Below are 19,970 nucleotides of genomic sequence, written 5' to 3' on the forward strand. Positions count from 1 at the left end.
ATTTCATCTTTTGTGACCGCCTATGAGCACCTTTGATCCACAAGACGAAACCCGGGACAGCTTCGGCCATACGCTGCACCGCCGCCCGCTGACGCGTAAAAAGCTCTCCGAAATGGTGGAGGAGGAGCTTGAACAGATGATTCGCCGACGCGAATTTGCCGAAGGGGAGCAACTGCCTTCCGAGCGCGAATTAATGGCTTTCTTTAATGTTGGGCGCCCTTCGGTACGTGAAGCGCTGGCGGCGCTTAAGCGAAAAGGGCTGGTGCAGATAAGCAACGGCGAGCGCGCCCGCGTGTGCCGACCTTCAGCCGACACTATCATCAGCGAACTTTCCGGTATGGCGAAAGATTTTCTGTCGCGCCCCGGCGGTATCGCTCATTTTGAGCAGTTGCGCCTGTTCTTCGAATCCAGCCTGGTGCGCTACGCCGCAGAACACGCTACCGATGAGCAGATAGCAAAGCTTGAAAAGGCGCTGGAAGTAAATAGCCAGTCGCTGGATGACAACACGCTGTTTATTCGCTCCGATGTCGCTTTTCATCGTGTACTGGCGGAAATCCCCGACAACCCTATTTTTATGGCGATCCACGTCGCGCTGCTCGACTGGCTTATTGCCGCCCGTCCGACCGTGCCGGAAAAAGCGCTTCATGAGCATAATAACGTCAGCTATCAACAGCATATCGCTATTGTCGAAGCGATCCGCGCCCGCGATGCTGACGGGGCTGACCGTGCGCTGACGGCGCATCTGCAAAGTGTTTTCGCCGCCTGGCACGCTTTTCAGCAAAAAAACAAAGCACGTAAGTAGCCTGCCTGCGTCTGCCTCAAACGATCCACGAAAGATCGTTTAGTGAACGAGATCCCATTCTTTGACATCATTCGCCCGTTGTATGCTTTTCATGCTGGTATAACAGGTATAAAGGTATATAGTTCTTTCATCCTGAATACCTTTGCGAGGTGAATATGTGTGATCCATTACGCGGCGTGATGACGGCACTGCTGACGCCCTTTGATAAAAACCAGCGGCTGGACGGCGACAGCCTGCGTCGGCTGGTGCGTTTTAACTTAAGCCAGGGCGTGGATGGGCTTTATGTCGGCGGCTCAACGGGCGAAGCCTTTATGCAAACGGCGGCTGAACGTGAGGAAGTGCTTGAAATTGTTGCAGATGAGGCAAAGGGTAAAGCCACGCTGATTGCCCATGTCGGCACGGTGAGCACGACTGAAAGCCAGCAGCTTGCCCGTTCAGCCAGCCGCTATGGTTATGATGCCGTTTCTGCCGTAACGCCCTTTTACTACCCTTTCAGTTTTGAAGAGCACTGTGACCACTACCGGGCAATCATTGACTCCGCAGAGGGTTTGCCGATGGTGGTATACAACATACCCGCCCTGAGCGGCGTAAAGCTTTCGCTTGAGCAAATTAATACGCTGGTCATGCTGCCGGGGGTTAGGGCGCTTAAGCAAACCTCGGGCGATCTCTATCAAATGGAGCAGATTCGCCGCGCACAGCCGGAACTGGTGCTTTATAACGGTTACGACGAGATTTTCGCCTCTGGCATTCTGGCAGGGGCGGATGGCGGCATCGGCAGCACTTACAACGTGATGGGCTGGCGCTACCAGCGCATTGTCAGGGCGATCGAGGCAGGCGAAATCGCCGAAGCGCAGCGCCTGCAAAGCGACTGTAACGAGGTTATCGACCTGCTTATCAAAACCGGCGTATTCCGCGGCCTGAAAACGCTGCTTCACTATATGGATGTGGTGTCGGTGCCGCTGTGTCGCAGACCTTTCGCCCCGGTCGATGAGGCCTGGCTGCCGCAGCTTAAAGCGCTGGCGCAGCGGCTGCAGGAAGAAAAAGCGCAACAGTGATCGTCGCCACCCGGCGGCTAAAAACCTCTCTACCCTACACCTTAAAGCGCGGGCAAAGACCTGCGCAGGGAGTCTCCTGTGAACGCTTCCTCACATGCTCTGCCGTGGTACAAACACCTTAATAAAGCCCAATGGCGCGCCTTCTCGGCGGCCTGGTTGGGCTATCTGCTGGATGGTTTTGACTTTGTCCTGATAGCGCTGGTTCTGACGGAAATTCAGGGAGAGTTTGGGCTAACCACCGTGCAAGCCGCGAGCCTGATCTCCGCCGCCTTTATCTCGCGCTGGTTTGGCGGTTTGTTGCTGGGCGCGCTGGGCGACCGTTACGGCCGTCGGCTGGCGATGGTGACCAGTATTATCCTCTTTTCCATCGGCACGCTCGCCTGCGGCCTGGCGCCCGGCTACGTCACCCTGTTTATCGCTCGCCTGGTGATTGGCATGGGGATGGCGGGCGAGTATGGCTCCAGCGCCACCTACGTTATCGAAAGCTGGCCGAAGCATTTGCGTAATAAGGCCAGCGGCTTTCTTATCTCCGGTTTTTCCGTCGGCGCGGTTGTCGCCGCGCAAGTCTACAGCCTGGTGGTGCCAGCCTGGGGCTGGCGAGCGCTGTTTTTCATTGGCATTTTGCCGATTGTCTTTGCGCTGTGGCTGCGTAAAAACATTCCGGAAGCGGAAGACTGGAAGGCACGACAGGGCGAGGCCAGGCCGGTGCGCACGATGGTCGATATTCTTTATCGCGGCGAGCACCGCCTGATGAACATCGTGATGACGCTCTTTGCGGCAGGCGCGCTCTGGCTCTGCTTCGCCGGGGAGCTCGGCAATGCCGCGCTTATCGCCGCGCTTGGGCTGGCGTGCGCGGCGATATTTATCAGCTTTATGGTACAAAGCAGCGGTTCGCGCTGGCCGACCGGCGTTATGTTGATGGTCATTGTGTTATTCGCTTTTCTCTATTCATGGCCGATTCAGGCGCTGCTGCCTACCTATTTGAAGACAGAGTTGGCCTATACGCCAACAACAGTTGCACAGGTCCTGTTCTTTAGCGGTTTTGGCGCCGCGGTAGGCTGCTGCGTCGGCGGTTTCCTTGGTGACTGGCTCGGTACCCGCAAAGCCTATGTTTATAGCCTGCTTGCGTCGCAACTGCTGATTATTCCCGTGTTCGCCATCGGCGGAACAAATGTCTGGGTGTTGGGTCTGCTGCTCTTTTTTCAGCAAATGCTGGGACAAGGCATTTCCGGCATCCTGCCAAAGCTTATCAGCGGCTATTTTGATACTGACCAACGTGCGGCGGGGCTGGGCTTTACCTATAACGTCGGCGCGCTTGGCGGCGCGCTGGCGCCCGTAATTGGCGCCGCTATCGCTCAGCGGCTGGATCTTGGCACCGCGCTGGGATCGCTCTCCTTCAGTCTGACATTTGTGGTGATCCTGCTCATTGGTCTGGATATGCCGTCGCGAGTGCAGCGCTGGCTGCATCCCGAAGCGCTGCGCACTCATGACGCCATCGATGGCAAACCGTTCAGCGGCGCCGCTGTTCCGGGTATGCGCAAGCGAGGGCTGGTCAAAAGTAAAAGCTAACTATGCAGCCCGGCGGTTCGCCTGGCTGCATCACCATCAGGGAGTCTTTTATGTCTTTGCTCGAACAAATTAACGAGGCGATTGCCGCTCGCGGCGGACTCATCGTCTCCTGCCAGCCTGTGCCCGGTAGCCCGCTGGATAAGCCCGACATTGTGGCTGCGATGGCGCTGGCGGCGGAGCAGGCTGGGGCGGTCGCGGTGCGTATTGAGGGCCTTAAAAATCTTCAGGCCACGCGCCGTGTGGTCAGCATCCCCATTATTGGCATCATCAAGCGCGATCTGCCCGATTCTCCGGTGCGTATTACGCCGTTTCTGGAAGATGTGGACGCGCTTGCGCAGGCGGGAGCGGATATCATCGCTTTCGACGGCACAGAGCGCCCGCGTCCTGTTCCGGTGAAAGCGTTGCTTGAGCGTATTCATTCCTGTCAGCGCGTGGCGATGGCCGACTGCTCGTCGTTGCAGGATGGGCTGTATTGCCAGCAGCTGGGCGCGGAAATTATCGGCACGACGCTTTCCGGCTACCTCACCCGCGAAACGCCTGAAGAGCCCGATCTACCGCTGGTGAGCGCGCTGCGCGACAGGGGCTGCCGGGTTGTTGCCGAAGGACGCTTTAATTCGCCTCCATTGGCCGCGCAGGCGATGCAGCATGGCGCGTGGGCGGTGACAGTGGGCTCCGCCATCACCCGGCTGGAACACATCTGCCAGTGGTATCGCGAAGCGATGCAAAAGGTAGCGAAATGAACGTACTGGCGATTGATATTGGCGGCACCAAACTCGCCGCCGCCTTAGTGGATGAAGCGCGACATATTACGGAGCGCCGGGAATTGCCGACGCCCGCCAGCAAAACGCCGCAGGCGCTTGGCGCGGCGCTGGAAACCGTGGTTGCGCCGCTAAAGGCGCGGGCGCAACGTGTTGCTGTCGCCTCCACCGGCATTATCCATCATGGCGTGCTGACCGCCATCAATCCAGAGAACCTCGGCGGGCTTGCGCGCTTTCCGTTAGTCGAAACCGTGACCCGTCTTACCGGCTTGCCCTGTATCGCGGTAAATGATGCGCAGGCGGCAGCCTGGGCAGAATACCGGGCGTTGCAGGAAGAGGTAAGCGAGATGGTGTTTCTGACGGTCTCGACCGGCGTGGGCGGCGGGATAATCTGCCAGGGAAAATTACATACCGGCATCGGCGGGCTGGCGGGGCATTTCGGTCATACGCTGGCCGATCCGCATGGCCCGCGCTGCGGCTGCGGGCGCACCGGCTGTGTGGAGGCTATCGCTTCCGGGCGCGCTATTGCGGCAGCGGCAACCGCAGAGTTAGCCGGGCTTGACGCCAAAGCTATTTTCGCCCGCGCAGAAGAGGGCAATTCTCAGGCGAAGGCGCTGGTGGCTCGCTCGGCCCAAACGCTGGCGAGGCTTATCGCAGATATCAAAGCCGTTACGGACTGCCAGCGAGTCGTTATTGGCGGCAGCATTGGTCTCGCGCACGGCTACCTGCCTCAGGTGCAGGACTTTATGGCGCAGCAACCCGCAGCGTTTCACACCCGGCTTGCCGCCGCACATTATCGCCACGACGCCGGTTTACTGGGGGCTGCGCTGTTAGCGCAAGGAGAAGAAGCATGATCGCAGGAAAGATCCAACACGCCTACGCCGCAGGCCTGCCGCCGACGATGGCGCAAGCGCTTGCTCAGGCGCTGGCGGCAAACCCGGCACAGAAAGCGCCCGGCAGCTATGTTCTGCAAGAGGAAAAACTTTTAATGAATGTGATGCAGTTTGCTACGCAACATGCGCAGGAAAAATGTGCTGAACTGCATCGCGACTATATAGACATTCAGATCTTGCTTGAGGGTAAAGAGCAAATCCGCTATGGCGTGGCGGGTAGCGAACGCGAGTGCGGCGAGTGGCATAAAGAAGAAGACTACCAGCTCTGTAAATACATTGAGGCGGAGCAGGTGCTGTTAATGGAGCCAGGAATGTTTGCGGTTTTTATGCCCGGCGAACCGCATAAACCAGGATGTTTTGCAGAGAAAGCAGGTGAAATCAAAAAAGTGGTGTTAAAGCTTCACCGTAGCGCGTTACAGGCATAAAAAAGCCCGGTAGTTCATCTACCGGGCAGGTTAAGTGAATAGCTGCAGGGATTACCAGCGATAGTTCACTAACATATGGCCTGTATAGGCATTGTAGGTGTTATCACCCCATTCGCCGCCAAGACGGAAGGAGAGGGTCGTTGCTTCGTTGATTTTACCGGTTACGCCTGCTTCCAGCTGGAAGCGGTTATCCGGTACGTCGGAACCAATGGTATCGCCGTTAAAGCTTAAATCGCTCATGCCGTTACCGATTAACCAGTTTACCGCGCCATAAGGCTGCCAGGCTTCGACCTGTTTCTGGTCGACGTAACTCATTTTTACCCCAACGCGGCCGAGAACGGCATCATCTTCCGGCGTGGTTACCCGCGTACCATTGTATTCAACATGGTCGTCCTGCTTAAGGTTGCTGTACACCACCTGACCTTGCGGTTCAAACTTCATGGTACGAGCTTTTTCTGAAGGCACCAGCCAGGCGTGACCCACTTCCAGAGAAGCGGCCATACCTTTGCTGTCATACTCTTCGCCAGGCATATCGTCGCCGTTTACTCTGCTGTTGTACCAGCTGTAAGAAGCCCAGCTGTCGATATAGCTGCCCAGGCGCAGTTTTTGATCTTCCTGCCAGGTGGCATAGAGCCCCACGTTGTAGCCATTAACGCTGCCGTCGGCAGAGCGGCTGTTGTGCCTTGCATCGGCGCTGGTATCGCTATAGCCAGTACCTAACATAAAGCCGGTGTGCAGCGTGCCGGTGGAGAGGTTTCTGCTGATAACGTCACTGCCAAGCTGAACCACTGCCGAGCGGATGTCATAGCTCAGGTTGCTGCGGGCGAAATTGCCGTCGGCATACTGGCCTTTGACGTACATCCAGGTATTCAGGTCATCTTCGTCACGCAGCATTAACTGATCGCGATCGTCGCGTTTATGGATGAACATCTGTTGAGCAGCCAGGTAGTTCGCCATGTAAACGCCAATTTCCGGGCGATAGACTTCCGGGGCGGGAGCTGGATCGGGCGTTGGGTCGGGTGTTGGTTCAGGATCGGGAGTCGGTTGTGGGGCTGGCGAAGGATCCGGATCTGGCTGCGGCGCAGGCTCGGTTTTGGACTCTAGATACCAGTTGCCGTCATCATGCTTATAGAGATCATATTCCCACAGGCCGGCGACAACGGGCTTATCAAGCGTAAAGGTCGCGTCAGATGCGCCACCGATGTCAATTAACTCAATCCCGTTGAGCGTTTGTGCGCCCATGCCGCCTACATTAGCCACTTCCAGTGAAGATGTGCCCGCGCTGTTGCCGGTAATCGCCAGGTGATCAGTCAAAGAATTATCGTCACCCGCAACGGTATTCATGACGATTTTGCTGCCTTGCTCACCTGTGTAATCACCATTAATGGTATAGCTATTGCCAACGGAATTATCAGCGGCGGCAAGTTGTAAAGTACCCGCGTTCGAGACATTGCCGTTAATGGTGTTGCCTGTCGTGGGCGTCGTTGCGCCGATATTGCTGCCAACGGCATTCCATGCAGCCAGCGTACCGCCTGCTGCAACAGCAATATTATCATTTACCGTACCCGCGGATGCGAAGGTCGCGCCGCTGCCAACAGAAATCGTTGCGCTGTTGTTCGCCGGGCCGAGCGTCGCGCCTTCGGCGACCAGCGTAGTGCCGCTTTTCAATTGCGTATCGCCGGTATAGCTGTTTGTGCCGCTGAGGGTCAGCGTTGAGGCATCTTCTTTAATAACGGTGCCAGTGCCTGAAATATCGCCTTTGAATGTGAAATCGGCAGCCTGGTTAAAAATGAGCGTGCCATCGTCCTGAATATTTCCTTCGAGCGAGGCGTTGCTGCCGCTGCCGGTACCGAGCTGGAGCGTAGCACCGCTGTTAATAAGCGAGGAGCCCTTATTGGTGACATCGCCGCCCAGCGTCAATTTACCCGTTTTTACGATCAGACTGGCGTCGGTACCGATAAGATCGATATCGCCGCTCATTACCCAATCCACGCCATCCATGGTTAATGATTTAAAGCCATCCGTGCCCGCCGTTACGCCTTTAAAATTGCTGTCTTCATTGCCTGATTCATTCAGCGTAATGGTATTGGTGGAGGAACCCGTAGAAGTGACATCGCCCTGCAGATCGGAGCCGTTTTTCAACACCAGCGCGTTATTGCCTGCGCTTGCAAAAGCGATAGCGCTGTCTTTACCTGCAATCGTGCCGGTGTTGATAATGGTTACATTATCGCCGTTAGTTACATTGATACCGGTGGCTGAGCTGCTGATAGTCCCACTATTTTCTATGGTCAGCATATCGGCAGTTTGCCCGCTGACCTCAACAGACATAGCGTTGCCGTTATCATTTTTAATTGTTCCATTATTTTTAATGGATGTGATGCTTTTACCCTTAACGAGAGCGCTAGGATCGCTGCCAGGGGAAGACATCGTTACACCAGAATTTATGACATATTCTTTATCGCCGCTAAATATATAAGTATCGTCGGTATTTTCATCGATAATTGTTGCAGCACTGGCCGCTAAAGGGTTAAAGAAAACGATGGCCGGAAAAAGCGTGGCCATTACCTGTGATATTCTATTCTTTCTGTGTTTTTTTAGAGAGATCATAATTATGTCCAATATGAGCTTAAACTTAGCATGTTGGGGTGGACATTAAGCTTATTTTATTGTTTTCATAAATTAAATTGGCAGGCGAAAGATACAGAATTAATAAATACATAATTTTTATGATTGTTTATTTCGTATTTTTCATAGCAATGTATTTTTTCCGGAGTCTTTTAGAGCGGATTGGTAAGCTGAATTAATTGTTAATATGAATTTTAATAATTAAAGAGAACAAGAATAGATAAGATAAAGTGAATAAAACGGTAGAAGGTGGCGCTGGGATTTTAATCAATAATAAGGGAAGCTTGACGCTTCCCTTATTTCATAAGGCGGGGTGCTTATACTTCGAGGTAGTTCATGATGCCGTCGGCGGCTTTACGGCCTTCGGCAATCGCCGTTACCACCAGGTCAGAGCCGCGTACGATATCGCCACCAGCGAAAATCTTCGGGTTGCTGGTCTGGAAAGCGTTCTCGTTGCCCTCAGGCGCGATAATGCGTCCCTGAGAATCCAGCTCTACGCTGTGCTGCGCCAGCCATTCCATGCTGTGCGGGCGGAAACCAAACGCCAGCACTACCGCATCAGCAGGCAGCACGTGTTCTGAGCCCGGCACGATTTCCGCGCGACGACGGCCATGCACATCCGGCGCGCCCATTTCAGTACGCGCCATTTTCACGCCGCACACTTTGCCGTTAGCGTTAATTTCAATGCCGAGCGGCTGCACGTTAAACTGAAACACGACGCCTTCCTCGCGCGCGTTTTTTACCTCACGGCGGGAGCCTGGCATGTTCTCTTCATCGCGACGATAAGCGCAGGTCACATGCGTTGCGCCCTGGCGCACCGAAGTACGTACGCAGTCCATCGCGGTATCGCCGCCGCCCAGCACCACGACGCGCTTGCCTTCCATATTGATGAACGGCTGCTGCGCATCTTCGCTAAAGCCCATAATCTGACGGGTGTTGGCGATAAGGAACGGCAAGGCTTCATACACGCCCGGCGCATCTTCGTTCTCCAGCCCGCCGCGCATGGACTGATAAGTGCCGACGCCCAGGAACACTGCATCGTAATCCTTCAGCAGATCGTCAAGCTGTACGTCGCGGCCCACTTCGGTATTAAGTTTGAACTCAATACCCATGCCGGTGAAGATTTCGCGGCGGCGGGTCATGACCTCTTTTTCCAGCTTAAAGGCCGGGATGCCGAAGGTCAGCAGGCCGCCGATTTCCGGATGACGGTCAAATACCACCGCTTTGACGCCGTTGCGGGTTAACACGTCGGCGCAGGCGAGGCCCGCCGGGCCCGCACCAATGATGGCCACGCGCTTGCCGGTCTGCTTCACGCCGGTGAGGTCCGGGCGCCAGCCCATTTCAAACGCTTTATCGTTGATATAGCGCTCAATGTTGCCGATGGTCACTGCGCCAAACTCATCGTTCAGCGTGCAGGAACCTTCACACAGGCGATCCTGCGGACAGACGCGGCCGCAGACTTCCGGCAGCGTGTTGGTCTGATGCGACAGTTCCGCCGCTTCAAAAATACGCCCCTCGTTGGCAAGCTTCAGCCAGTTAGGGATGTAGTTATGGACCGGACATTTCCATTCGCAGTAAGGGTTGCCGCAGGCGAGGCAGCGGTCTGCCTGCGCCTTGGCCTGACCTTCCGAGAAAGGCTCATAAATTTCTACAAACTCAATTTTACGGATCTTCAGCGGTTTCTTTGGCGGATCAACGCGCTGTAAGTCGATAAACTGGTAAACGTTCTGACTCATTACAACCCCTTACTGCGCCTGCACCCGCAGCTCTGCTGCGGAACGACTACGGTGACCCAACAATGCTTTGACATCACTGGACTTCGGTTTAACCAGCGCGAATTTCGAGGCGAAGGCCGGCCAGTGGGCCAGGATCTCTTCGCCGCGCTGCGAACCGGTATGGTGAACATGCTCGGTAATAAGGCCGCGCAGATGCTCCTCGTGAATCGCCAGCTCGTCTACGCCCAGCACTTCCACCAGTTCCGGGTTCACGCGCTTGCGGAACTCGCCATCTTCATCCAGCACGTAGGCGAAGCCGCCCGTCATACCTGCGCCGAAGTTGACGCCGGTTTTTCCGAGGATACAGACGATGCCGCCGGTCATATATTCACAACCGTTATCGCCGATGCCTTCCACCACGGTGATCGCACCGGAGTTACGCACCCCGAAACGCTCGCCCGCGCGGCCTGCGGCATATAAGCGGCCGCCGGTTGCGCCGTACAGACAGGTATTGCCAATAATGCTCGCTTCATGACTGCGGAAGGCGGAGCCCACCGGCGGACGAATAGCGATTAAGCCGCCCGCCATGCCTTTGCCGACATAGTCATTGGCGTCGCCAGTCAGGTGCAGTTCCACGCCGCCTGCGTTCCAGACGCCGAAGCTCTGGCCCGCGGTGCCGCTGAAGTGCGCTTTGATTGGGTCGGAAGCCAGCCCCTGGTCGCCATGCGTCTCGGCAATGTAGCCCGAAAGCGATGCGCCCACTGAACGGTCGGTATTGCGGATATCAAACCAGAACGTTTTGCTCTGCTTTTCATCCACATACGGCTTCGCCTGGTTCAACAGCTGCGCGTTGAGCACGCCATTATCGAACGGCGGGTTATGCTCGGTGCAGTAAACCGCTTTGCCCGGCAGCGGCTCGGCGGTTTCCAGCAGACGCGCCAGGTCGAGTTTCTGCTGTTTCGCGGTAAAGCCTTCCAGTTCTTTGAGCAGTTCCGTGCGGCCGATCAGGTCCACCAGGCGGGTAACGCCAAGCGAGGCCATGATTTCGCGTGTTTCACGGGCAATAAACTCAAAGTAGTTGGTTACCTTGAACGGCAGGCCGTGGTAGTGGTTTTTACGCAGTTTGTCATCCTGCGTCGCTACGCCGGTCGCGCAGTTGTTCAGATGGCAAATACGCAGGTATTTACAGCCAAGCGCCACCATCGGGCCGGTGCCGAAGCCGAAGCTTTCCGCGCCCAGAATGGCCGCTTTAATGATATCGAGGCCGGTTTTCAGGCCGCCGTCCACCTGCAGACGAATTTTGTGACGCAGGCCGTTAGCCACCAGCGCCTGCTGGGTTTCAACGAGGCCCAGCTCCCACGGACAGCCCGCGTATTTCACAGAGCTGAGCGGGCTTGCGCCCGTGCCGCCGTCGTAGCCTGCGATGGTGATGAGATCCGCGTAAGCTTTCGCCACGCCAGTCGCAATGGTGCCCACGCCCGGTTCGGAAACCAGCTTCACGGAGATCATCGCCTTCGGATTGACCTGTTTTAAGTCGAAAATAAGCTGCGCCAGATCTTCAATCGAGTAGATGTCGTGATGCGGCGGCGGGGAGATAAGCGTTACGCCCGGCACCGAATAACGCAACTTAGCGATATAGGGGGTGACTTTGTCGCCCGGCAACTGGCCGCCTTCACCCGGCTTCGCGCCCTGAGCGACTTTAATCTGAATAACGTCAGCGTTAACCAGGTAAGCCGGGGTCACGCCGAAGCGGCCGGAGGCCACCTGCTTAATGCGCGAGACTTTGTTCGTACCGTAGCGCGCCGGGTCTTCGCCACCTTCGCCTGAGTTCGAGTTACCGCCGATGCTGTTCATCGCTTCGGCCAGCGCTTCGTGCGCTTCCGGGCTCAGCGCGCCGATAGACATCGCCGCCGTGTCGAAGCGTTTGAACAGTTCGCTTGCCGGTTCGACTTCATCCACGCGAACCGCTTCGCCCTGCGGGTTGAGGGCCAGCAGGTCGCGCAGCGTCGCCACCGGGCGCTCGTTCACAAGCTTCGCATACTGCTGGTAATCGCTATACTCGCCGCTCTGAACCGCCTGTTGCAGTGTACGCACCACGTCCGGGTTGTACGCGTGGTATTCGCCGCCGTGTACATATTTTAACAGGCCGCCTTGCTCCAGCGGTTTGCGGGCAAGCCACGCGCGCTTCGACAAGTTCAGCAGATCCTGCTGGAAATCGCCGAAACCGGCGCCGCCGATGCGGCTCACCACCCCCTGGAAGCAGAGGCTGGAGACTTCATCGTGCAGGCCCACCGCTTCGAACAGCTTCGAGCAGCGGTAAGAGGCGATAGTCGAGATGCCCATTTTGGACATGATCTTATACAGGCCTTTGTTGATGCCGTTACGGTAGTTCAGCATCACGCTGCGGTAGTTCTTCTCGATGGCGCCGGTATCCACCAGCCGCGCCAGGGTTTCATAGGCGAGGTAAGGGTAGACAGCGGTCGCGCCGAAGCCCAGCAGCACGGCGAAGTGGTGCGGGTCGCGGGCGCTTGCGGTTTCCACAATAATGTTAGCGTCGCAACGCAGGCTCTTCTCAACAAGGCGAGTCTGAATAGCGCCTACCGCCATCGGCGCAGGCACCGGCAAACGGTTTTTGGCGATGTTGCGGTCGGAAAGCACCAGCAACACGGTGCCGTCGCGCACCATCTGTTCGGCTTTGTCGCACAACGCTTTTACCGTCTCTTCAAGCGAGGTTTCGGTCACGTCGAACGTAATATCCAGCGTATCGGCGCGATAGTGCTGCTCTTCAAGCGTAGTCAGCTGTTTAAAGTCGGAGTAGAGCAGGATCGGCGATTTAAAGCTCAGGCGGTGCGCCTGGCCTTCGGCCTCGCAGAAGACGTTCATCTCGCGGCCAATGCTGGTGGCAAGCGACATCACGTGCGCTTCGCGCAGCGGGTCGATAGGCGGGTTGGTCACCTGAGCGAACTGCTGGCGGAAATAATCATAAATAATGCGCGGCTGGCTGGAGAGCACGGCGAACGGCGTGTCATCGCCCATTGAGCCGACCGCTTCCTGGCCGTTTTCGCCCAGCACGCGGATAACGGAATCCAGCTCTTCATTGCTGTAGTTAAACTGCTTCTGGTAGCTGGCGAGCAGATCGTCGTCCATTTCACGGGTGCCGACCTGGTCATCCGGCAAATCTTCAAACGGCACCAGACGGCGCACGTTTTTCTCCATCCACTCTTTGTACGGGTGGCGGCTTTTAAGATCGTTGTCCGTTTCCGCCGAGTGCAGAATGCGCCCGCCGCGGGTGTCGATAACCATCAGTTCGCCCGGGCCAACGCGTCCTTTCTCCACCACTTCATCCGGCTGATAATCCCAGATACCTACTTCAGAGGCGCAGGTGATGAGCTTGTCTTTGGTAATCACATAGCGCGCCGGGCGCAGGCCGTTGCGGTCGAGGTTACAGGCGGCGTAGCGACCGTCGGACATAACGATGCCCGCCGGGCCGTCCCACGGCTCCATATGCATGGAGTTGAAGTCGAAGAACGCGCGCAGCTCCGGATCCATATCCGGGTTGTTCTGCCATGCTGGCGGCACCAGCAGACGCATCGCGCGCACGATATCCATCCCGCCCGCCAGCAGCAGCTCCAGCATATTATCCATGGAGCTGGAGTCGGAGCCGGTTTCGTTTACGAAAGGCGCGGCATCATGAAGATCCGGGATCAGCGGGGTTTTAAACTTATAGGTACGCGCGCGCGCCCACTGACGGTTGCCCGTGATGGTGTTGATTTCGCCGTTATGCGCCAGGTAGCGGAACGGCTGGGCCAGCGGCCAACGCGGCACGGTGTTGGTGGAAAAGCGCTGGTGGAAAAGGCAGATAGCCGATTCCAGACGCAGGTCCGCCAGGTCCAGGTAAAAGCGCGGCAGGTCTGCCGGCATACAGAGACCTTTATAAATATTGACCAGGTTAGACAGGCTACAGACATAGAAGTCTTTGTCATCCTGGAGACGTTTTTCGATACGACGACGGGCGATAAACAGGCGGCGTTCCATATCGCGCGGACGCCAGCCCGCCGGGGCGTTAACGAAAATTTGTTCAATGCGCGGCAGAGAGGAGAGGGCGATTTCACCCAGCACGCCTTCGTTGGTCGGTACGTCGCGCCAGCCCACAATGGAGAGGGTTTCCTGTTGCAGCTCTTCTTCAACGATACGACGACTACGGGCCGCCAGTTCCGCATCTTTATTTAAGAACAGCATGCCGACGGCGTAGTTCTTCGCCAGACGCCAGCCGCGCTCTTCGGCAACAAGGCGGAAGAAACGATCCGGTTTTTGCAGCAGCAGGCCGCAACCATCGCCAGTCTTGCCATCGGCAAGGATAGCGCCACGGTGCTGCATACGGGCCAGTGCGTGAATGGCGGTACGCACTACCTTGTGGCTAGGTTCGCCTTCTATGTGGGCGATCAGGCCGAAACCACAGTTATCCCTCTCAAGGGATTTATCGTACAACATATAAGTGAACCTCCCCAGGCTCTGCGAGACTCTCTTGTTCTGACGGCGCGCGGGCGTAAAAAGGGTGCGGCGACGGGGGTGGCGTTATAACGCGTTCCTCGTATGTCGCCCTCTTTCATCCTTTTCGCATCGATACACGGTCGTTGAGAACTTACTTAAGAGGGAATCTCAATTACTGCATAAATATGATGAGCAGAACACTCATCCAGAAAGCTTCCAGCGGATTCTCAACTTATCGGGAATCACCAGGCAGGTCAAATGTCATTCTTATTTATGCTGAAATGTGCTATGCATTGGTTAACTTATTGTTTTAAATATATATTTATTGTTTTTTACAATGTATGAAGCGGCGGCTGCACCAAAATGGAGTGTGATCTCTCTCACTATTGGTGCTGGCTATAAACCCCAATGGCCACTGCCGTTACGGGAATTAACAGCGGAAAATGCTAAAAATCAGGTGCGACTTGCAGCATGGTACTGTTTTTCACTTGTCGTCATATTATTTAAATAAAAGGCGGCGACATAAGGAAAAGTAATCAGCCAGTCGCTGACTGGAATTGCGTTTATTGTGAATGATTATTCATGGTGTAAAAGGGTGCCCTGGCGCTTGATCCACATCATCGCCGTGGGGAAGGAAAACTGGCAGGCTTGGCCCTTTTCGCAGGGCGGCCTTCCAGATTATGCAGTTACAGAAATTAGTCAATATGTTTGGCGGCGACCTGGCCCGCCGGTATGGGCAAAAAGTCCATAAACTTACGCTACACGGCGGCTTCAGCTGCCCAAATCGCGACGGCACGATTGGCCGCGGCGGATGCACTTTTTGCAATGTCGCCTCTTTTGTTGATGAAACGCAGCAGTACGCCTCGATAGCCGATCAGCTTGCCTGTCAGGCGAAGCGGGTCGATCGGGCGAGGCGTTATCTCGCCTATTTCCAGGCATACACCAGCACCTGGGCTGAAGTGCAGCAATTGCGCGCCATGTATCAACAGGCGGTAAGCGAGGCGAATGTCGTCGGCCTGTGCGTGGGAACGCGCCCCGACTGCGTGCCGGAGAGCGTACTCGATTTGCTCAGCAGTTATCGCGAACAGGGTTATGAGGTCTGGCTGGAGCTGGGGTTACAGTCGGCCCACGATAAAACGCTGCGCCGTATTAACCGCGGCCATAACTTTACGGCTTACCAGAAGACGGCGCGGCTGGCGCGCGCACGCGGGCTTGATGTCTGCTGTCATCTCATCGTCGGTCTGCCTGGCGAAACGCAAGGCCACTGTCTTGAGACACTGGCGCGCGTAGTGGATACCGGCGTGGATGGCATTAAGCTGCATCCGCTGCACATCGTCAGCGGCAGCATTATGGCGAAAGCATGGCAGGCGGGCAGGATTACAGGCATTGCGCTTGAGGAGTATGCCGCCACGGCGGGGGAGATTATCCGCCATACGCCGCCGGAAGTGATATATCACCGCATCTCCGCCAGCGCACGTCGTCCCACGCTTCTCGCGCCGCTGTGGTGTGAAAACCGCTGGACCGGTATGGTGGAGATAGACCGCTACCTTAACGCGCACGGCGCGCAGGGGACCGCCCTCGGCACACCCTGGACGCCACACTTTTACGTTCAACCCTGAGCGTTCTCGCCGGTTTTGGGTATTATTGAGCGGAATATCAGTGAAGGAATAATTCATGAAGCAAATCCGGTTGTTGGCGCAGTTTTACGTTGATCTGCTGGTCAAGCTGGGCCTGGTGCGGTTCTCTCTGTTACTGGCCCTCGCCCTGGTGGTGCTGGCGATGGCGGTGCAGATGGCGGTAACGATGGTGCTGCACGGCCAGGTGGAGAGCATCGACGTTATCCGCTCTATCTTCTTCGGCTTATTGATAACGCCCTGGGCCGTTTACTTTCTCTCTGTGGTGGTGGAACAGCTGGAAGAGTCGCGCCAGCGGCTTTCGAAGCTTGTCGACAAACTCGAAGAGATGCGCGAGCGCGACCTGAAGCTTAATGTGCAGCTTAAAGACAACATCGCTCAGCTTAATCAGGAGATTGCCGAGCGCGAAAAGGCGGAGGCTGAGCGCCAGCATATGCTGGAGCAGCTAAAAGTCGAGATGAAAGAGCGCGAAGTGACGCAGATCCAGCTTGAGCAACAATCTTCCTTCCTGCGCTCGTTTCTGGACGCCTCGCCGGACCTCGTTTTCTATCGCAACGAAGATAAAGAGTTCTCCGGCTGCAACCGGGCGATGGAGTTGCTGACCGGGAAAAGCGAAAAACAGCTGATCAACCTTAAGCCGCAGGATGTGTATTCGCCGGAGGCGGCGGAAAAGGTTATCGAAACCGATGAGAAGGTATTTCGCCACAACGTTTCGCTCACTTACGAGCAGTGGCTCGACTATCCGGATGGCCGCAAAGCCTGCTTTGAAATTCGTAAAGTGCCTTACTATGACCGGGTGGGCAAACGCCACGGTCTGATGGGGTTCGGCCGTGATATTACCGAGCGTAAGCGCTATCAGGACGCGCTGGAGCGCGCCAGTCGGGATAAGACCACCTTTATTTCTACCATCAGCCATGAACTGCGCACGCCGCTCAATGGCATTGTCGGTCTAAGCCGCATTCTGCTCGATACTGAACTTACAGCCGAGCAAGAGAAATACCTGAAAACTATTCACGTTTCCGCCGTTACGCTTGGCAATATCTTTAACGATATTATCGATATGGACAAAATCGAGCGGCGCAAAGTGCAGCTTGATAACCAGCCGGTTGATTTCACCAGCTTTCTTGCCGACCTTGAAAACCTCTCCGGCCTGCAGGCGCAGCAAAAAGGGTTGCGCTTTGTGATGGAGCCGACGCTGCCGCTGCCGCACAAGGTGGTGACCGACGGTACTCGCCTGCGTCAGATCCTGTGGAATCTCATCAGCAACGCGGTGAAATTTACCCAGAAAGGGCAGGTGACGGTGCGCGTGCGCTACGAAGAGGAGCGCCGCCTGCGCTTCGAAGTGGAAGACTCCGGTATCGGTATTCCGCAGCAGGAGCTGGATAAGATCTTCGCCATGTATTATCAGGTGAAAGACAGTCAGGGCGGTAAGCCCGCTACCGGCACCGGCATTGGTCTTGCGGTATCGCGTCGACTGGCGAAAAACATGGGCGGCGATATCACCGTTTCAAGCAAACCTGGCAAGGGCTCTCTCTTCACGCTCACCGTCGAGGCGCCGCGCGTGGCGGAAGAGGTTAAGGATGAACAGGAAGACGACGATATGCCGTTGCCAGCGCTGCATGTGCTGCTGGTGGAAGATATTGAACTTAACGTGATTGTCGCCCGCTCTGTGCTTGAGAAGCTTGGCAATAGCGTGGATGTGGCGATGACCGGCAAAGCGGCGCTGGAAACGTTCCAGCCCGGCGAGTATGACCTTGTGCTGCTCGATATCCAGTTGCCGGACATGACGGGCCTGGATATCTCCCGCGAACTGACGCGCCGCTACGCAAAAGAGGATTTGCCGCCGCTGGTGGCGTTAACCGCCAATGTGCTTAAGGACAAGCAGGAGTATCTGGATGCGGGGATGGATGACGTGCTGAGCAAGCCGCTGGCCGTCCCCGCGCTGACCGCAATGATTAAGAAATACTGGGATACCCAACCGGACGAGAATGAGGGCGAAACGATGAGTGAAGATAAGCACAAGACGTTATTCGATCTACCCATGCTTGAGCAGTACATGGAGCTGGTAGGGCCGAAGCTGATTCTGGATGGCCTGGCGATGTTTGAAAAGATGATGCCGGGCTACCTGAGCGTGCTGGAGTCGAACCTGACGGCGCGTGACCAGAAAGGCATCGTAGAGGAAGGGCATAAAATTAAAGGTGCGGCGGGCTCCGTCGGCCTGCGTCATCTACAACAGCTGGCCCAGCAGATTCAGTCGCCAGACTTGCCGGCATGGTGGGATAACGTTGGTGAATGGGTAGAAGAGCTTAAGCAGGAGTGGCCGCAGGATGTGGCAGCGCTGAAGACGTGGGTGAGCGAAGCTGAAAAAAAATGACCCCGGATTAACCGGGGTGCGCGAATACTGCGCCAACACCAGGGAAATTAAGGCATCGCCTGTTCTTGGTGTGGTTTTTTCGTTCATGGCGGGGCCTGAGAATATGTTCCGCTCGAGCATAAGATAGCAAAACTTAAAAAAATTGTTACGCGAATCAGTTAAATGTGTGAAGCATAGCGTTTAAATTACAATTTTTTATATTGTTCAGTAGCTTAGGTAAAGGGATGAATTCATGAAGAAAATTGGCGTCGTACTTAGCGGTTGTGGCGTTTATGACGGAAGCGAAATTCATGAGGCGGTTATTACGCTGCTGGCGATTGCACGAAGCGGCGCGCAGGCGGTCTGCTTTGCGCCTGATAAACCGCAGGCGGATGTGCTTAACCATCTGACCGGCGAGAAAATGGCGGAAAGCCGTAACGTACTGGTGGAAGCGGCGCGTATCGCTCGCGGCGAAATTCAGGCGCTCGGTCAGGCCCGGTTCGAGACGCTGGACGCGCTGGTGGTGCCGGGCGGCTTTGGCGCGGCGAAGAATCTGAGCAATTTTGCAAGCCAGGGGGCGGAGTGCGTTGTCGACCCGTCGCTTAAGGCGCTGGCGCAGGCGATGCATGCCGCAGGCAAGCCGCTTGGCTTTATCTGCATCGCCCCCGCCATGTTGCCTAAAATTCTGCCGCCGCCGCTGCGCCTGACCATTGGCACCGATATCGATACGGCGGAAATTATTGAGGAAATGGGCGGCGAACATGTTCCCTGTCCGGTGGACGATATCGTGGTGGATGAAGATAACAAAGTGGTCACCACGCCCGCCTACATGGTAGCGAAGCGCATTGACGAGGCGGCAGCGGGTATAGAGAAGCTGGTCGCCCGCGTGCTGGAACTGTGCGAATGAGGAAAGGCAAGGCGTCGCTGTGGCGAAAGGGGTGGCGCTGGCTTTGGCGTGGCTGCGCCGCCGTGCTGGCGTTCTGGATAGCCGGTATTTTGCTGTTCGGCCTGCTGCCGGTGCCTTTTTCCGCGGTGATGGTAGAAAGACAAGCGTCCGCCTGGTTTAGCGGTAATTTTAGCTATATAGCGCATTCTGACTGGGTAGGAACCGACGATATTTCGCCATGGATGGGGCTTGCGGTCATCGCGGCGGAGGACCAAAAATTCCCTGAACACTGGGGCTTTGACGTCGCCGCCATAAAGAAAGCGGTCTCTCATAACGAACGGCACGAGAATCGCATTCGCGGCGCTTCGACGATTTCGCAGCAGACGGCTAAAAACCTTTTTCTGTGGGACGGGCGCAGCTGGCTGCGCAAGGGGCTGGAAGCGGGGCTGACGGTAGGTCTGGAAACGGTCTGGAGCAAACGGCGCATTCTCACGGTTTATCTGAATATCGCTGAATTTGGCGAGGGCACCTTTGGCGTAGAGGCGGCGGCGCAGCGTTATTTCCACAAGCCCGCCAGCCGTCTTACCGCAGCGGAAGCCGCTATGCTGGCGGCAGTGCTGCCAAACCCGCTGCGTTTGCGGGCGGACGCGCCTTCAGGTTACGTACGCGCGCGTCAGGCGTGGATCCTGCGCCAGATGCGCCAACTGGGCGGCGAAACGTTTCTGACGCAGCATAAGCTGCGCTAAAAGGCATAACCGCCTGAG

13 protein-coding genes are annotated in these 19,970 nt (G+C 56.2%); 10 read left to right on the plus strand and 3 right to left on the minus strand.

Annotated features, from left to right (window positions below; genetic code table 11):
• The first annotated feature begins 22 nt into the window (after positions 1 to 22).
• The 6 genes from nanR (at position 23) to nanQ (ending at position 5,502) form a co-directional block, all read left to right on the plus strand.
• Positions 23 to 802, plus strand: coding sequence for a transcriptional regulator NanR (gene nanR, locus IEX01_RS09600; protein ID WP_024558835.1), 780 nt, complete (start codon positions 23 to 25; stop codon positions 800 to 802).
• A gap of 155 nt (positions 803 to 957) precedes the next feature.
• On the plus strand, positions 958 to 1,857 hold the full coding sequence (nanA, locus tag IEX01_RS09605) for an N-acetylneuraminate lyase (protein ID WP_024560082.1): 900 nt from the start codon (positions 958 to 960) through the stop codon (positions 1,855 to 1,857).
• A gap of 78 nt (positions 1,858 to 1,935) precedes the next feature.
• Positions 1,936 to 3,426 carry an MFS transporter gene (locus IEX01_RS09610; RefSeq protein WP_188723764.1) on the plus strand — a complete coding sequence of 497 codons (1,491 nt, stop codon included), beginning with the start codon at positions 1,936 to 1,938 and terminating at the stop codon, positions 3,424 to 3,426.
• A gap of 50 nt (positions 3,427 to 3,476) precedes the next feature.
• The gene (locus IEX01_RS09615; RefSeq protein ID WP_188723765.1) at positions 3,477 to 4,166 is read left to right on the plus strand and encodes an N-acetylmannosamine-6-phosphate 2-epimerase; all 690 of its coding nucleotides are present in this window, start codon (positions 3,477 to 3,479) and stop codon (positions 4,164 to 4,166) included.
• The gene (gene nanK, locus IEX01_RS09620) at positions 4,163 to 5,038 is read left to right on the plus strand and encodes an N-acetylmannosamine kinase (protein WP_048888015.1); all 876 of its coding nucleotides are present in this window, start codon (positions 4,163 to 4,165) and stop codon (positions 5,036 to 5,038) included. Before IEX01_RS09615 ends, nanK begins: the two co-directional genes overlap by 4 nt.
• Positions 5,035 to 5,502 carry an N-acetylneuraminate anomerase gene (gene nanQ / locus IEX01_RS09625; RefSeq protein WP_188723766.1) on the plus strand — a complete coding sequence of 156 codons (468 nt, stop codon included), beginning with the start codon at positions 5,035 to 5,037 and terminating at the stop codon, positions 5,500 to 5,502. Before nanK ends, nanQ begins: the two co-directional genes overlap by 4 nt.
• Positions 5,503 to 5,553: 51 nt before the next feature.
• Here the strand turns inward: nanQ and IEX01_RS09630 are convergent, their stop codons facing one another.
• From IEX01_RS09630 to gltB, 3 genes are all read right to left on the minus strand, one after another.
• Entirely contained in the window at positions 5,554 to 8,064 is a 2,511-nt protein-coding gene (locus IEX01_RS09630; protein WP_188723767.1) for an autotransporter family protein, read from the minus strand.
• A 380-nt stretch (positions 8,065 to 8,444) separates the two neighbouring features.
• Positions 8,445 to 9,863: a glutamate synthase small subunit gene (locus tag IEX01_RS09635; RefSeq protein WP_024560086.1), complete on the minus strand. Its 1,419-nt coding sequence runs from the start codon at positions 9,861 to 9,863 to the stop codon at positions 8,445 to 8,447.
• Between the two features lie 9 nt (positions 9,864 to 9,872).
• Complete coding sequence (gene gltB, locus IEX01_RS09640; protein ID WP_188723768.1) at positions 9,873 to 14,333, minus strand: glutamate synthase large subunit; 4,461 nt, start codon at positions 14,331 to 14,333, stop codon at positions 9,873 to 9,875.
• Positions 14,334 to 15,013: 680 nt separating this feature from the next.
• Here gltB and mnmL point away from each other — a divergent pair.
• From mnmL to mtgA, 4 genes are all read left to right on the plus strand, one after another.
• On the plus strand, positions 15,014 to 15,952 hold the full coding sequence (gene mnmL, locus IEX01_RS09645) for a tRNA modification radical SAM protein MnmL/YtqA (protein ID WP_024558826.1): 939 nt from the start codon (positions 15,014 to 15,016) through the stop codon (positions 15,950 to 15,952).
• A gap of 55 nt (positions 15,953 to 16,007) precedes the next feature.
• Complete coding sequence (gene arcB / locus IEX01_RS09650) at positions 16,008 to 18,341, plus strand: aerobic respiration two-component sensor histidine kinase ArcB (protein WP_188723769.1); 2,334 nt, start codon at positions 16,008 to 16,010, stop codon at positions 18,339 to 18,341.
• A gap of 232 nt (positions 18,342 to 18,573) precedes the next feature.
• Complete coding sequence (gene elbB, locus IEX01_RS09655; RefSeq protein WP_024560088.1) at positions 18,574 to 19,227, plus strand: isoprenoid biosynthesis glyoxalase ElbB; 654 nt, start codon at positions 18,574 to 18,576, stop codon at positions 19,225 to 19,227.
• Complete coding sequence (gene mtgA / locus IEX01_RS09660) at positions 19,224 to 19,952, plus strand: monofunctional biosynthetic peptidoglycan transglycosylase (RefSeq protein WP_188723770.1); 729 nt, start codon at positions 19,224 to 19,226, stop codon at positions 19,950 to 19,952. The genes elbB and mtgA overlap by 4 nt, the downstream gene beginning before the upstream one ends.
• Positions 19,953 to 19,970 lie beyond the last annotated feature (18 nt).

Origin of the sequence: Franconibacter daqui (genome assembly GCF_014644275.1) — a bacterium.
Taxonomy (GTDB): domain Bacteria; phylum Pseudomonadota; class Gammaproteobacteria; order Enterobacterales; family Enterobacteriaceae; genus Franconibacter; species Franconibacter pulveris.

What these genes read in the sequence shown, in the direction of transcription:
- mnmL (WP_024558826.1), top strand. Translation starts at nt 15,014, where the DNA reads ATGCAGTTACAGAAATTAGTCAATATGTTTGGCGGCGACCTGGCCCGC.
- nanR (WP_024558835.1), top strand. Translation starts at nt 23, where the DNA reads ATGAGCACCTTTGATCCACAAGACGAAACCCGGGACAGCTTCGGCCAT.
- IEX01_RS09615 (WP_188723765.1), top strand. Translation starts at nt 3,477, where the DNA reads ATGTCTTTGCTCGAACAAATTAACGAGGCGATTGCCGCTCGCGGCGGA.
- mtgA (WP_188723770.1), top strand. Translation starts at nt 19,224, where the DNA reads ATGAGGAAAGGCAAGGCGTCGCTGTGGCGAAAGGGGTGGCGCTGGCTT.
- IEX01_RS09635 (WP_024560086.1), bottom strand. Translation starts at nt 9,863, where the DNA reads ATGAGTCAGAACGTTTACCAGTTTATCGACTTACAGCGCGTTGATCCG.
- nanK (WP_048888015.1), top strand. Translation starts at nt 4,163, where the DNA reads ATGAACGTACTGGCGATTGATATTGGCGGCACCAAACTCGCCGCCGCC.
- nanQ (WP_188723766.1), top strand. Translation starts at nt 5,035, where the DNA reads ATGATCGCAGGAAAGATCCAACACGCCTACGCCGCAGGCCTGCCGCCG.
- gltB (WP_188723768.1), bottom strand. Translation starts at nt 14,333, where the DNA reads ATGTTGTACGATAAATCCCTTGAGAGGGATAACTGTGGTTTCGGCCTG.
- arcB (WP_188723769.1), top strand. Translation starts at nt 16,008, where the DNA reads ATGAAGCAAATCCGGTTGTTGGCGCAGTTTTACGTTGATCTGCTGGTC.
- elbB (WP_024560088.1), top strand. Translation starts at nt 18,574, where the DNA reads ATGAAGAAAATTGGCGTCGTACTTAGCGGTTGTGGCGTTTATGACGGA.
- IEX01_RS09630 (WP_188723767.1), bottom strand. Translation starts at nt 8,064, where the DNA reads ATGGCCACGCTTTTTCCGGCCATCGTTTTCTTTAACCCTTTAGCGGCC.
- nanA (WP_024560082.1), top strand. Translation starts at nt 958, where the DNA reads ATGTGTGATCCATTACGCGGCGTGATGACGGCACTGCTGACGCCCTTT.